The sequence below is a fragment of the Corynebacterium matruchotii genome (assembly GCF_011612265.2).
Classification (GTDB): Bacteria; Actinomycetota; Actinomycetes; order Mycobacteriales; family Mycobacteriaceae; genus Corynebacterium; species Corynebacterium matruchotii.
Window position 1 is genome coordinate 2,333,570 of the sequence record NZ_CP050134.2, and the last position, 13,153, is coordinate 2,346,722.

The following is a 13,153-nucleotide window of genomic DNA, read 5'->3' on the forward strand; positions in this document are numbered from 1 at the left end:
AATGGTTTAGTTCGTGGGGGCGGGGGCGGCCACCGCATCATCTGTGTGGTATTCCTGCACGTTCTTTGTTGCCTCCAGGAATCGTTGCTCCAGATTCTCCCGGTGGGTGGCCATGCCCACCACCAGAATGCTGTTCGTCAACGCCACCTCCGCGATGATTGTGCGCAATTTCATGTCGTCGTGGTCGGCAGGCACCGGCACTCGCACCACCGACACACCCTGCGCCGCCAGCGCGTTCGTGCTATGGTGGGCTGCCGTCAACCCCCGCTCCGCTAACCGCTGCTGCAACTCGTCCGCTTGGGGGGTTTCTACCTCCACGATCGTGCCGTCCGCCAAAAACTCCGCCATCGAATACTCACCGATCATGGTGCCCTTGCCGATCACCACCAACCGGTCCGCGGTCTGCTCCATCTCCGCAAGCAAATGCGACGACACCACGATCGCTTTCCCCTGCTCCGCCAGGGTGCGGATCGTGCGCCGCATCCAACTCACCCCCTCCGGGTCCAGGCCGTTGATGGGCTCATCCAAAATCAGGTGCTGCGGATCCCCCAACAAGGCGGTCGCCACCCCCATGCGCTGCTTCATGCCCAACGAATAGCCGCCAATCCGCTGATTAGCGGCCTCCGTCATACCCACCACCGCCAGGCACTGCTCCACCCGATCGTCGGAAATGCCGGCGCCGCGGGCAATAACCCGCAAATGGTTCCAGCCACTCCGGTTCGGGTGAAACCACCCAGCATCCAAAATCGCGCCAGCCACCGCCGGCTTATTGCGCAGCTTAGCGAACTCGTCATCATAAGCCTTCCCCCCACACTCACCACGGAATATCACCCGACCCTGGGTGGGGGCGTCCAAACCCAACATGCACCGCATTGTCGTGGACTTGCCGGAACCATTAGGGCCTAAAAACCCCGTCACCTGGCCGTCCGGCACGGTGAAACTCACATTATTCACCGCAAGTTTCGAACCATATTTCTTACTGAGGCCCTCCACAATAATCACAACAACCACCTTTCTGTTAAAACCCTGTTGCGTTATCGCCAATGCCTCCTATTGTGGCACCATGGCCCCCGTGCTACATCATGCCCCGGTCTCATTTTTGGGTATGACCCCCCGGTCAAACGCATATAGCACCGCATGCACCCGATCCCGCGACCCGGTCTTCGCCAACACCCGCCCCACATGGGTCTTCACCGTCGGCAGAGAAATAACCAAATGGTCGGCAATCTCCGTGTTCGACAACCCTCGGGCAATCAGCAGTAAAATCTCCGCCTCCCGATGCGTCAACGGCTCCACCAACCCCCGATTCAGCGCCACCATCGGATCCACCGTCGGCGCCATATGGGTGCGCAACCGCTTAAACAGGGTTGCCGTCGCCGCCGGGCTAATCACCGCCGACGACTCCCCCACACTCTGCACCGCCGAAATCAACTCCTCCGGGGAAGTATCCTTCAACAAAAACCCGCTGGCCCCCGCCTCAATCGACTGCACCACATAATTATCCGTATCAAACGTGGTCAACACCACGATGCGGGTGAGCTCCCCCGCCGGGCCCCGCAGCCGCTGCGCCACAATCTCCTTCGTCGCATCAATCCCATTGACCACCGGCATTTGAATATCCATGAGAATCACATCCACCGGCTGTCTTTGCGCCAACATCACGGCCTCCCGGCCATTATTCGCCTCCCACACCACCTCAATATCATCCTGGGAGCCCAACACCATGGAAAACCCGGCCCGCACCAACTGCTGATCGTCGGCAAGCCCAACGGTAAACATCATTATTCTCCTAACGGTAGAGTGACTTCCACAACCCATTGTCCAGCATGCGGCCCCCAATGCGCAGCACCACCATGAATTTTGGCCCGCTCCGCAATACCAATAAGGCCGCGACCACCTGGAACGTCGGCAAGCTGCTGGGGGTCCACCAACCCCCCACCCAGGTCATTTTTCACCACAATAATCAACCGGTCCGACAACCAGTCAAGCGACATGATAATGTTCGCACTCCCATGCTTGAGGGCATTCGTGAGGCACTCCTGTACGATGCGGAACACGCTCAACCCCAACGATTCCCGCACCACATGGGGCGTACCGGTCACCGTGTAGTCCACCTCCGCCCCGGCGCGCCGGGTCTCTTTAATAAGATCACCGATACCGGCCACACCGGGGGTGGTGGCAAGACTGCGTTCCGGGGTTTCGGTTTCCCGCAGCACGCTGAGGAGTTGGCGCATTTCGGCTAGGGCGGACCGGCCCACATCCCCAATGGTGTCGAGGGCTGTGATCGCCATGTCCGGGTTCTTTTTGCCGGCGAACTTCCCGCCGTCAGCTTGGGCGATCATGACGGTGAGCGAGTGGGCGATAATGTCGTGCATTTCGCGGGCGATCCGGTTGCGCTCCTGAACCACGGCATAGTCGGCCCTGGCTTCGAGATCCTGCATGCGCTGATAGCGGCGGCGAATCCCGGAGCCGACCAGCCAGAAAAACCCAATGGTGACCAGGACCCCAACGATAACGGCACCAATGATGAGAATGACGTTGTAGAGGTGCAGCGTCTGCCACCAGTGCAGCCTGCTCTTGCCCTGGAACAGTTCGGGAACGATCAAAATATATGCGCTGGCGTAGAGGCTGCCAACAATAATGATGGTGAGCCAAAGACGACGGCGAAAATTCAGCCGGGCAGCCGCAACCGCAGTTTGATAGCACACAATCGGATAGGCAACGAATTGTATAGGAAACACCGCAAACGATGAACAAAACAACCCCAGGCCCACAAGACCTAATCCCAACTCAAACCGGGTGAGCTGCACCACCAACCCCAAGGCCAACAGGGCAAACCCAATGACCTCCATGACAACAACCAACGTGGCCACAGAAGCGGGGTAAATCAGTTCCCGAGCCTCAGAATCACCCACCCCCATAATCAAAATGAGCACAATCATCAACGCGATAAAAACATATTGGCGCCAGGTCACCAGCTCCTCGGTAAACGGGATGAGCCATCGTTTATGCACAGTCATGACTGTTGAGGTTAATAAGGCGCAAACCATCACACATCATGCTGGGGTATTGGTTTGTGGCATGATTTTTCGCGGCCGCCCGCGAGTTGCTCCCCGGCTTCACCGGCTTTCCTTGAACAATGGGGAGGAATCACGAGTTTTTACGGTTTTAAGGAAGGTCCCCATGTTGGATGATATACGGTGGGAATTCGGGTCGCGGCGATACCTGTCGCTGGAACAGTTCGTCACCGAGGTGTCCAGGGTCAACAAGTCGGCGTGGCCACACGACGAGATTGTGATGAACAACCCCAAGGTGGCGTTCGAATATTCGGCGTTGATATCCAGCCTGGATGAGTTATTGCCGTGCGAAAACCTCGCCCACGCGGACGCGGTGCTCCGGCCGGACCCGACGGCCGACGGTCTCTTTTCGGTGGACATCCGGGCGGAGATCATGGCGACGAACCGAACATCGTTTTCGGCCGGCGAGCTCCTGTGGATCGCCCACAGCCTCCAGGCGAATAAGCGGCTGGGGGATCACCCTCGGTTTGCCGGGTTTGAAATCGCCGACGAGCATTCGGGGGTGCCGGCGGTGACGATCACTACCGCCGCCTAGCCGCCCGCTTTGCGACGCTGGGCGCCGCGATATAGCGGCGGGTCACCCATAATTCCAGGAAGAGGAGCGCAAGGGCTGCGGCGGTGATGAGGACCATGGCAACCCAACTGTGGGTGATGCAGTCGTTCGACCAGGAGAGAATCTTCGCCACCCGGGGGTTCAGCATGAACGAATAGCTGCCCTTGCAGACGCGCCGGGCACCGTTCACGCCGGTGACGTGGGCATGGTTACGGGTGAGCCACCACATGTAGGTCATGACGAGGGTGCTGGTGAGGGAGACGAAGAGTTTGTTTTCGATGGGGTGTTTGCCGCGACCGCGGAAGGCTGCGAGCCACGGCAGGAGGGCGGCGAGCGCCACCAGGCCGATGAACACATAGGTAACGATCTGGCCCTTGATGGTGATGGAGCTCAGGAATGAGGTGGAGCCGGAATCATTGCGGATGTCGGCCATGACGTAATATTTGCCGTCGACCTGCTTCAGGGTGATGGTGTGGGCGTCGCTCAGGTTCCCGGGGGTGGGTTTGCCGTCTTTGCCGCCCTCGGTGAGGGTGGTGGTGATGGTGGCGATGACGAAGGCACTACCATCGGGTTGGGGGGTGGCTTGGGTGATGGTGACGTCGCTTTTTGCGACCGCGAACCAGGTGCCATCGGCGAGGAGTTCGTCACGGATTTTCAGGTTTTCGCGCTCCACCTGGGTGAAGGTGTCCCGGCCGGCGGGGGTTCCGACGATTCTGCTGCTGGAGCTGAGGCACCGGGAGAGGGTGCAGCTGGTGTTGGTCCATTGGGCGTCGAGGACGCTTTGGTATGTTTTGACGGCGGTAGTGATGGCGGCGTTATCGGTGGTGGCGGACTGTGGCGCTGCGGTAGCCGTCGATAAGCTACAGGCGTAGCACATCAGAATGAGCCCACACAAGGCAAGGATTTTGTGCTTCATTGGTGCCCCTTTAACCGCGTTGCGTAATGAAGTAACGCAGGATTTTGCGTTCCAGCATGAGGATCACGAGGGCTGACAAGAAAAACAACGCTATGGCGAATCTGCTATTGAGTATGCATTCGTAGGATCCGATGAGGCGTTGCACACTGGTGTCCAGCATGTTGGGGTAGCCGTAGTTGCAGGAAACCTTATCGCCGTAGCCGTGGGTGGTGTAGGCGTCGCCAACATGGATCCACAGCATGAGAAATGTCATGATGCCGGCGCTGACAAACGAGACCCGTAAGCGGGTGGCAATGGAGTCTCTGAGGCGGGTGGGGTCGTCGGTGACCCAAGGGAGAACCGCCGCCACAACAACGAGCACAAAGAACACGTACATGACGATTTGTCCTTCGATCAATGCCTGAGCCATGCCGATTCTCTTTTCCTTGTCGCTCCCTTATGAGGTGTAAGTCAGCTAGAAGATACCTCAACGCTACCGCACCCAAAATTCGGGGGTAGGTCAACAAACAAAAGAAAAATGTGTGCGGGCGGCGGCTTTTAAAGAAATATGCGCATGCTAGCACGATCTCTAACGGAAATATTAGTTGCGGTTTAGCGTCATTCGCCGCGGGCGAGGTTTACCCCCTCCCGCACCGTTCCCGCTTGACGACGCCCGACGGCGCGGAAATCCGTGACCCCGGGATACTTCAGTGGGAATAGTTTCATGAATCACCCCGACACGCCGATGTAACGAATTGCACTTATACTAAATCTGGATTGAAACTCGGGAACAAACCCACCCATACCACAAGATATGGGATTAATAATATTTCATCTATACATATGTAGTGGTTTGCGGGTGTTGATCCGGTAATCTTATTCACCATGCAGAGTTACGACCATTCCAGCATCACCGAATACTTATCCCACGCCGATTGGCGCATTAACGCCAACGCTAACCAGGATTTTTCCCTCGGCGGCCTGATCCTCAACACCTCCGGCAAGGCCATAGCCAACTATTGGCTCGACCAAGTATTCTCTCCCGAAGCGGGGCAGGCGCACCGGGACGGTGACATCCACATCCACGACCTCGACATGCTCTCTGGATACTGCGCCGGCTGGTCGCTCCGCCAACTCATCGAAGAAGGATTCGGGGGCGTGCCCAACACAGTCTCCTCCGCCCCGCCGAAGCATTTAAGCTCTGCCTGCGGCCAGGTGGTGAATTTCCTAGGTACTCTGCAAAACGAATGGGCCGGGGCACAAGCTTTTAGCTCCTTCGACACCTACATGGCGCCCTTTGTCCGCATCGACCAACTCACCTTCGAACAGGTGTACCAGGTGTTGCAGGAGTTTGTGTTTAACCTCAACGTTCCCTCCCGGTGGGGCACTCAAACCCCCTTCACTAACCTCACCTTCGACTGGACCTGCCCGGCAGACCTCCGCGACCACACCCCCATCATCGGCGGGGAAATCATGGACTTCTACTACGGCGACCTCCAGCCCGAAATGGACCTCATTAACCGGGCGTTCCTGGCCGTCCTCGCCGAGGGCGACTCCGACGGAAGACCCTTCACCTTCCCCATCCCCACCTACAACATCACCAAAGACTTCGACTGGGACTCCCCCAACACCGAAGCGCTCTTCGACATGACCGCACAATACGGTCTCCCCTACTTCCAAAACTTCATCAACTCCGACCTGGACCCGGGCATGATCCGCTCCATGTGCTGTCGACTCCAGCTTGACCTGCGGGAGCTCCTCAAACGCGGCAATGGGCTCTTCGGCTCCGCGGAACTCACCGGCTCCATCGGGGTGGTCACCCTCAACTGTGCCCGACTCGGCTACCAATACGCCGGCGACGAAGCCGGGCTCCTGGCCGCCGTCGACAACCTGGTGGCACTGGGGGTGGACACGCTCGAACGCCGGCGGGCATTCGTCACCGAACAATTACACAACGGGCTCTACCCCTACACGCGACGGTGGCTGCCCAGCCTGGACAATCACTTTTCCACGATCGGCGTGAACGGCTGCAACGAAATGGTGCGGAACTTCACCCACGACGCCTACGACATCACCGATCCCCAGGGCAAAGCCCTCACTGTCCGACTGCTCGACCACATCAATAACCTCATCGTCGCCGCGCAGGAACAAACCGGACACCTGTTCAACCTGGAGGCCACCCCAGCGGAAGGCACCACCTACCGGTTCGCCAAGGAAGACCGCAAACGATTCCCCGACATCATCCACGCCGGATCCGAGCGGGAACCCTACTACACCAACTCCTCCCAACTGCCGGTCGCCCACACCCCAGACCCCTTCGCCGCCCTCGAACACCAGGAAGAGCTGCAAAGCAAATACACCGGCGGCACGGTCCTCCACCTGTACATGGGGTCGGCCATGTCCGACGGCAAGGCCTGCGCCAAGCTCGTGCGCCGCGCCCTGGAAAACTTCCACCTACCCTACATCACCATCACCCCAACGTTCTCTATCTGCCCAGAACACGGCTATATTTCCGGGGAACACCCCCACTGCCCGCACTGCGACCAAACCACCGAAATGTGGACCCGGGTCATGGGCTACTTCCGGCCGGTCGAAAGCTTCAACATCGGGAAAAAAGGCGAATTCCATGAGCGTCAGTACTTTAGCGAAACCTACGTGTAACCGCAGCCAGGCTGGGGCTCGCACGCTGCCGGTTGCGGGAATCATTCCGTTCTCCGCCACCGACTGGCCGGGCAATATCACCATCACCATCTTCACCCAGGGTTGCCCACTGCGCTGCGTCTACTGCCATAATCCCAGCTTGCAGGCGTTCGGCGCCGGCAGCCACGATTTCGCGGAGGCGCTTGCGTTAGCCGTCGACAGGCGGTCGCTTATCGACGGCGTGGTGATCTCCGGCGGCGAGCCCACCGCCGTCCCTGGGCTTGCCGACGCCATTGCCGCGGTGCACGAAACCGCCGGCCTACCAGTGGGATTGCACACCTGCGGCTACAGTCCGGCGCGAATCGGCCGGCTCCTGGAGCGGCCGGAAAGCACCCCGGACTGGGTGGGTCTGGACATTAAAGCCCTCCCTCGGCACATGCCGGAAGTGACCGGGTGCGCGGCCACCGTGAGCGGTCGGGTGTGGGACAGCCTGCACCTTCTTGTCGACGCCGGCGTGGACCTACAGCTGCGAACCACCCTGTGGCGGGACTCGGTCATCTCCCAACACCTGCCCGAACTCCAACACCTGGTATCCGAACAAGGATTCGACCTGGTGATCCAGCAGGCCCGGGCCGCCGACGGCAGCCCATTCCAGCTGGTGTGATGGAGGGTCGGCGTTAGGGTGGGAAGGGTGGTGGTGTGTTGATCTGGAAGCGTTGGGAGTAGGGAGGAGCAGGGATGCCGTGGAGGGAGCGGCGACGCCGCATTGAAGCGAGTGGTGCTGCGCGGGGATGCTTGTACGGAAACGTTGATTCGCTCAACGTATAAAGGTCCGGCACACTGATAGCTTAATGAAGGTATAACTGTTGCGGCCTCAACCGAACGCAGCCCGAAACCTCACCTGGAGCCTAAAAACCGAAGAAGCGTGGGCAGGTTTTGAAGGCCCTGGGGCAGGGCTCAAGCCAGCCCGCTTGATGCTGATACCGATTTCGACGATGCTAGCCATCGGCGGATCAAACACCATCAAGCACCCTGCCCCGACTCAAGAAGTATTACGTATGAGAGGGAGTTAGCAGAAAAGCGTGGGAGGAGGGAGTGTGGGCAGGAATAAGGATCATAGGGCGTAGAGGATTGTCAGTAGCAGAATTTTTACCCCATAATTCGGCCATAAATCCCAGATTCCAGAGCGAATTTTGGCCCATTTTTGAGAATCATGCTATAAAAGGCCCAGCTCATTCAGGTATTCTCCGCGTACGCGGAGGTAGTTCCACCATCGTGATCTACGCCCCAACTCTGCGTAGGTATTCTCCGCGCACGCGGAGGTAGTTCCCACGGTGCCGATAAGCCCAATGCCGAATTTCGGTATTCTCCGCGCACGCGGAGGTAGTTCCGTTGATCTCGATCTCGGTGCCGGAGGCTTCTTGTATTCTCCGCGCACGCGGAGGTAGTTCCAGCGGGCAAGGGGGTTTGCCCAATAGCAGGGAGTATTCTCCGCGCACGCGGAGGTAGTTCCCACGGTGCCGATAAGCCCAATGCCGAATTTCGGTATTCTCCGCGCACGCGGAGGTAGTTCCGTTGATCTCGATCTCGGTGCCGGAGGCTTCTTGTATTCTCCGCGCACGCGGAGGTAGTTCCAGCGGGCAAGGGGGTTTGCCCAATAGCAGGGAGTATTCTCCGCGCACGCGGAGGTAGTTCCAAGTTCACGGGCGTACATGAAAAAGTCCATGAGTATTCTCCGCGCACGCGGAGGTAGTTCCCACCCGTAGATGTGTTTCATCCTTCTCATCCAGTATTCTCCGCGCACGCGGAGGTAGTTCCTGATCCACCGATACATGCCCGCCCCGGATAGCGTATTCTCCGCGCACGCGGAGGTAGTTCCCGCCATTATCCATTTGGTAGCCGGCCTGCACCGTATTCTCCGCGTACGCGGAGGTAGTTCCTGGGATGGTGCTGAAGATTTCAGTGATGATTTGTATTCTCCACGTGCGCGGAGGTAGTTCCTTAATAGCGAAATCGACCTTCTCCCTCTTTTTGTATTCTCCTGCGTATGCGGAGGTAATTCCACAATATGATAATTACCCAGGTTTTCCAGAACCTGGCCAGGCCACACGTTGAGTAAGGGCCGGATCGGTCGGCCGTCGATAAGCTAACAACTTGGCACACACACCAACCAGCGTCGTCTAGAATCTTTGCTGGGGCGCGCCTGACGATGGCGGCCATTCGACAGAAGGAAAGCTCATGAAGGTTCTCATCACCGGCGGCGCAGGCTACATCGGCTCTACCATCGCAGCATGCTGCACAGACAATGGCATCACACCCGTCATCCTGGATGACTACAGCAAAGGACTCCGGGAATTCGCGCGGCCGTACGCGAACTACGAGGGCGACATCGCGGACACCACCCTCATCCGCCGCATCCTGTCCGAACACCCCGATATTGATGCTGTCATCCACTGCGCAGCAAAAATCGTGGTCCCGGAATCCGTATCCGCACCACTGGCCTACTACGAAAACAATGTCGCTAAGTCTATTACGCTGTTACGCGAGCTCTCGGCCCTCGGCGTCCGCCGGTTCATCCTCAGCTCCACCGCATCCATGTACGAAGCCGGCGATGACTACATGGTCGACGAGTCCGCAGCAATCGCCCCGCAAAGCCCTTATTCGGCATCGAAATGGATGCTGGAACGCATCCTGCGTGACTTCGCCGCCACCGGTAACATGAACGTGATCGCGCTACGCTACTTCAACCCCATCGGCGCCGACCCGGCCATGCGCAGCGGCCTCCAAGACCCCAAACCAACACACGCCCTCGGCAAAATGATCGAAGCATACCAAAGCGAGGGAGTATTCACCGTCACAGGTATTGATTGGCCCACCCGGGACGGCTCCGGGCTCCGCGACTACGTGCATGTTTGGGATCTCGCCCGGGCCCACGTGGCAGCCCTCCAAAACTTCGACAAGGTCATCGCAAGCTCCGCAATCGACGGCTTCGACATCATCAATCTTGGAACCGGAACAGGCACAACAGTGTTCGAGCTTGTCGACGCATTCAAGGACGCCACCGGTAAACCACTCGACGTCCAAACCGCACCCCCACGGCTCGGCGACGTCGCAGGTTGCGCGACCCTGACAGCCAAGGCCGAACGGCTCCTCGACTGGCGGGCCGAGCTAAGCATCGCCGACGGGGTGAAAGACTCACTCAAATGGGCAGAAAAACTCCCATCCATACTCGCCCGCGAACAAGCCAATGCAACGGCAAAAGACCGTTAACTCAATCACCGGCCCGGCTTGGGTTTTATGGTGATGGCACGACGGGCGCCATTCAACGGAACGGGCCGGCAAGCAAGCCACTCCACACTCCGCAGCGAGGCTACCCTTACCCTATGACGATCGGACCACAGAAACTTGGGCCCTACTGGCTGATCGGCGCCACCACATTTTCAAGGATCGGCACACTCGCCTACACCGTTGTGATGACGTGGGCGGTCAGCAAAGCCGGGGGCAATAACAGTGTGGGCTGGGTGAATGCGGCCGCAGGCTTCACCATCGTTCTCGTGGGAATCTCCGCCACCTTCTGGCTGGACAAATTCGACAAACGAACCCTGCTTCTTCTACTCGATGTCTCCGCGGCCGTGGTCTGCCTCGCCGCCGCTGCGGTACTGCTCTTAGTGCCGATGAGCAGCGTTGTTTTCACCGGGGTGGTCGTTGCCGTCGTAACATCAGCAGTCGCTAGCTTATATTCACCGGCCAGTCGAGCGCTCATCCCGTCGATGGTCCCCGCAGAAGGACTAGAGCGATACAACAGCGTTTACACGGGTTTTAGCGAAACCTCTCGCGCCGCCGGGCCAGGACTGGGCGCATTACTACTCGCGGTTGGGGGCTCGGAAGCCTTTCCGCTGAGCCTGATAATAAACAGCATCTCCTTTATCATCTCCTTTCTCCTCACGCTTCCGCTCCCACCGGACCCACCACGCCAGGCCAACGAACACAAGCAAAAGGAACGTACATTCTTCCAAAACGTTCGCGTTATCACCAAACATGCGATCCTGCGGGGCGAGGTACTAGGCGCGCTGAGTATCAACTTCCTCCTGCCGAGCAACACGTTCATTCTGTTAAACCGCATAGCAGAAACCGGTGCGAAAGCATCCATGTTCGGGCTTGCGAATTTTTTCGAAGCGGCCGGGGCGGTTACCGCAGCACTCACCGCCGCAATCATCGCAGTACAACTGCGGCGTATCCGTGCAAGCCAACTCATGGCACCAATTGCCCTGGCCTTGCTTTTATGTCTTACCGCTGGGATATGGGCAACCATTATCTCGCTGACGATCGTTACCGCACTCGTGACGGTTTACAACATCATTCTCTTCAGCCAGCTACAACGCGAAATCCCAAGGGAGAAAATAGGCCGCGTCATTGCGGTCGTCACCACGAGCTCCGCAGCCGTGATGCCGCTCGGGAATCTAGTTTTCTCCAAACTCTCCACCACTATACCCACACACATGCTCATTTGGGCCACAACCATCACCCTCCTAGTGACAGGGTTGGCGATAACGATTGGCAACCGAAAACGCGGGGGATCGGTTTGAATGAAGCTCAGCTGCTGGGAAAACATGCTCCCGCTAAGCGTTGAATGGCTACGAGAGGAATAAGCTTCAGTGCAATGTATTGGCGGGATTATAAAGGATCACGGGGCATGGAGGATTGTCAGTGGCAGAATTCTCACCCCACAATTCGGCTATAAATTTCAGATTCCAGAGCCAAATTTGGCCCATTTTTGAGAATCATGCTATAAAAGACCCAGCTCATTTAGGGTATTCTCCGCGCACGCGGAGGTAGTTCCACTACAGCTACCGCATCGCACGCACACTTATTGTATTCTCCGCGCACGCGGAGGTAGTTCCAGAAAGGAAATGCCATCATGTTTGAGCAAATCGTATTCTCCGCGCACGCGGAGGTAGTTCCATACACCACATGGTCGCCAAACTGTTTCTTGTGTATTCTCCGCGCACGCGGAGGTAGTTCCTTATGGGAATGCTGGGAGGATAAAGCATTGCGGTATTCTCCGCGCACGCGGAGGTAGTTCCGTGCTTCTGAAAATCGCGCAACGTTGCGCCGGGTATTCTCCGCGCACGCGGAGGTAGTTCCGATATCGGTTCGGGCGATATCCGGGTGCATGAGTATTCTCCGCGCACGCGGAGGTAGTTCCATGTCAGGGGTGGCGCCTACACCAGGGGTGCCGTATTCTCCGCGCACGCGGAGGTAGTTCACCTGTTCTCCCTCAAAGGCGCTACCGGCGGTATTCTCCGCGCACGCGGAGGTAGTTCCACTATACACGTCCCCATCAGGGCGTTTGACCCGTATTCTCCGCGCACGCGGAGGTAGTTCCCGCGATAACGTGCAGGTTTTCCAAAACCAAATGTATTCTCCGCGCACGCGGAGGTAGTTCCAAGGCGATTTGGGGCGTTGGGGAGGGTGTTACGTATTCTCCGCGCACGCGGAGGTAGTTCCAGGGCGGCTACCACGCCGCAGCATTGTTATCTGTATTCTCCGCGCACGCGGAGGTAGTTCCCGCGGGTGGCCGCATATCCCGATTTTCTGGGTGTATTCTCCGCGCACGCGGAGGTAGTTCCCGTACTGGCCCTGGAACATACCTCCGGCCATAGTATTCTCCGCGCACGCGGAGGTAGTTCCACCAATCAGGAAATTGCTACGCTTTTACACATGTATTCTCCGCGCACGCGGAGGTAGTTCCAGCGGCTAGATCATCGCCTAGTATTCTCCGCGCACGCGGAGGTAGTTCGAAACCTGGATCCTGGCGAACCCGTCCTATGGGGTATTCTCCGCGCACGCGGAGGTAGTTCCTGGTCAACCGAAACATGCCCGCCACGGATAGCGTATTCTCCGCGCACGCGGAGGTAGTTCCCCCTATGACTCATAGTATACACGCACCCCAACGTATTCTCCGCGCACGCGGAGGTAGTTCCATGT

At 58.2% G+C, this 13,153-nt stretch carries 10 protein-coding genes and 2 CRISPR repeat arrays (1 of these 12 only partly in view); of the genes, 5 read left to right on the plus strand and 5 right to left on the minus strand.

Annotation, left to right across the window (positions count from 1 at the left end; translation table 11 throughout):
• Window positions 1-6 precede the first annotated feature (6 nt).
• The 3 genes from HBA49_RS10360 to HBA49_RS10370 all read right to left on the minus strand — a co-directional run bounded on the left by HBA49_RS10360 (window position 7) and on the right by HBA49_RS10370 (window position 3,020).
• Window positions 7-1,011 (minus strand): ABC transporter ATP-binding protein, encoded by a 1,005-nt coding sequence (locus HBA49_RS10360; protein ID WP_420888494.1) that lies wholly within the window; start codon window positions 1,009-1,011, stop codon window positions 7-9.
• A 69-nt stretch (window positions 1,012-1,080) separates the two neighbouring features.
• Window positions 1,081-1,779: a response regulator gene (locus HBA49_RS10365; RefSeq protein ID WP_005524488.1), complete on the minus strand. Its 699-nt coding sequence runs from the start codon at window positions 1,777-1,779 to the stop codon at window positions 1,081-1,083.
• A gap of 2 nt (window positions 1,780-1,781) precedes the next feature.
• Complete coding sequence (locus HBA49_RS10370) at window positions 1,782-3,020, minus strand: sensor histidine kinase (protein WP_112767109.1); 1,239 nt, start codon at window positions 3,018-3,020, stop codon at window positions 1,782-1,784.
• 163 nt (window positions 3,021-3,183) lie between these two features.
• Between HBA49_RS10370 and HBA49_RS10375 the strand changes: the two genes are divergently transcribed.
• Window positions 3,184-3,612, plus strand: coding sequence for a hypothetical protein (locus HBA49_RS10375; RefSeq protein ID WP_005524562.1), 429 nt, complete (start codon window positions 3,184-3,186; stop codon window positions 3,610-3,612).
• On the opposite strand, the gene HBA49_RS10380 is transcribed toward HBA49_RS10375, so the two are convergent.
• Both HBA49_RS10380 and HBA49_RS10385 read right to left on the minus strand, forming a co-directional pair.
• Window positions 3,599-4,546 (minus strand): hypothetical protein, encoded by a 948-nt coding sequence (locus tag HBA49_RS10380; RefSeq protein ID WP_005524521.1) that lies wholly within the window; start codon window positions 4,544-4,546, stop codon window positions 3,599-3,601. The genes HBA49_RS10375 and HBA49_RS10380 overlap by 14 nt on opposite strands.
• A gap of 10 nt (window positions 4,547-4,556) precedes the next feature.
• Window positions 4,557-4,955 (minus strand): hypothetical protein, encoded by a 399-nt coding sequence (locus tag HBA49_RS10385; RefSeq protein ID WP_005519553.1) that lies wholly within the window; start codon window positions 4,953-4,955, stop codon window positions 4,557-4,559.
• 455 nt (window positions 4,956-5,410) lie between these two features.
• Between HBA49_RS10385 and HBA49_RS10390 the strand changes: the two genes are divergently transcribed.
• The 4 genes from HBA49_RS10390 (at window position 5,411) to HBA49_RS10405 (ending at window position 11,751) form a co-directional block, all read left to right on the plus strand.
• The gene (locus tag HBA49_RS10390) at window positions 5,411-7,186 is read left to right on the plus strand and encodes a ribonucleoside triphosphate reductase (protein ID WP_005524205.1); all 1,776 of its coding nucleotides are present in this window, start codon (window positions 5,411-5,413) and stop codon (window positions 7,184-7,186) included.
• The gene (locus HBA49_RS10395; RefSeq protein ID WP_005524287.1) at window positions 7,152-7,829 is read left to right on the plus strand and encodes an anaerobic ribonucleoside-triphosphate reductase activating protein; all 678 of its coding nucleotides are present in this window, start codon (window positions 7,152-7,154) and stop codon (window positions 7,827-7,829) included. The genes HBA49_RS10390 and HBA49_RS10395 overlap by 35 nt, the downstream gene beginning before the upstream one ends.
• Window positions 7,830-8,405: 576 nt before the next feature.
• A CRISPR array of direct repeats spans window positions 8,406-9,166; the repeat unit is 29 nt; unit sequence GTATTCTCCGCGCACGCGGAGGTAGTTCC.
• A 237-nt stretch (window positions 9,167-9,403) separates the two neighbouring features.
• On the plus strand, window positions 9,404-10,435 hold the full coding sequence (galE, locus tag HBA49_RS10400; RefSeq protein WP_005524109.1) for a UDP-glucose 4-epimerase GalE: 1,032 nt from the start codon (window positions 9,404-9,406) through the stop codon (window positions 10,433-10,435).
• A gap of 113 nt (window positions 10,436-10,548) precedes the next feature.
• The gene (locus HBA49_RS10405; RefSeq protein WP_005524652.1) at window positions 10,549-11,751 is read left to right on the plus strand and encodes an MFS transporter; all 1,203 of its coding nucleotides are present in this window, start codon (window positions 10,549-10,551) and stop codon (window positions 11,749-11,751) included.
• Window positions 11,752-11,976: 225 nt separating this feature from the next.
• A CRISPR array of direct repeats spans window positions 11,977-13,153; the repeat unit is 29 nt; unit sequence GTATTCTCCGCGCACGCGGAGGTAGTTCC; it runs 1,828 nt beyond the window's last position.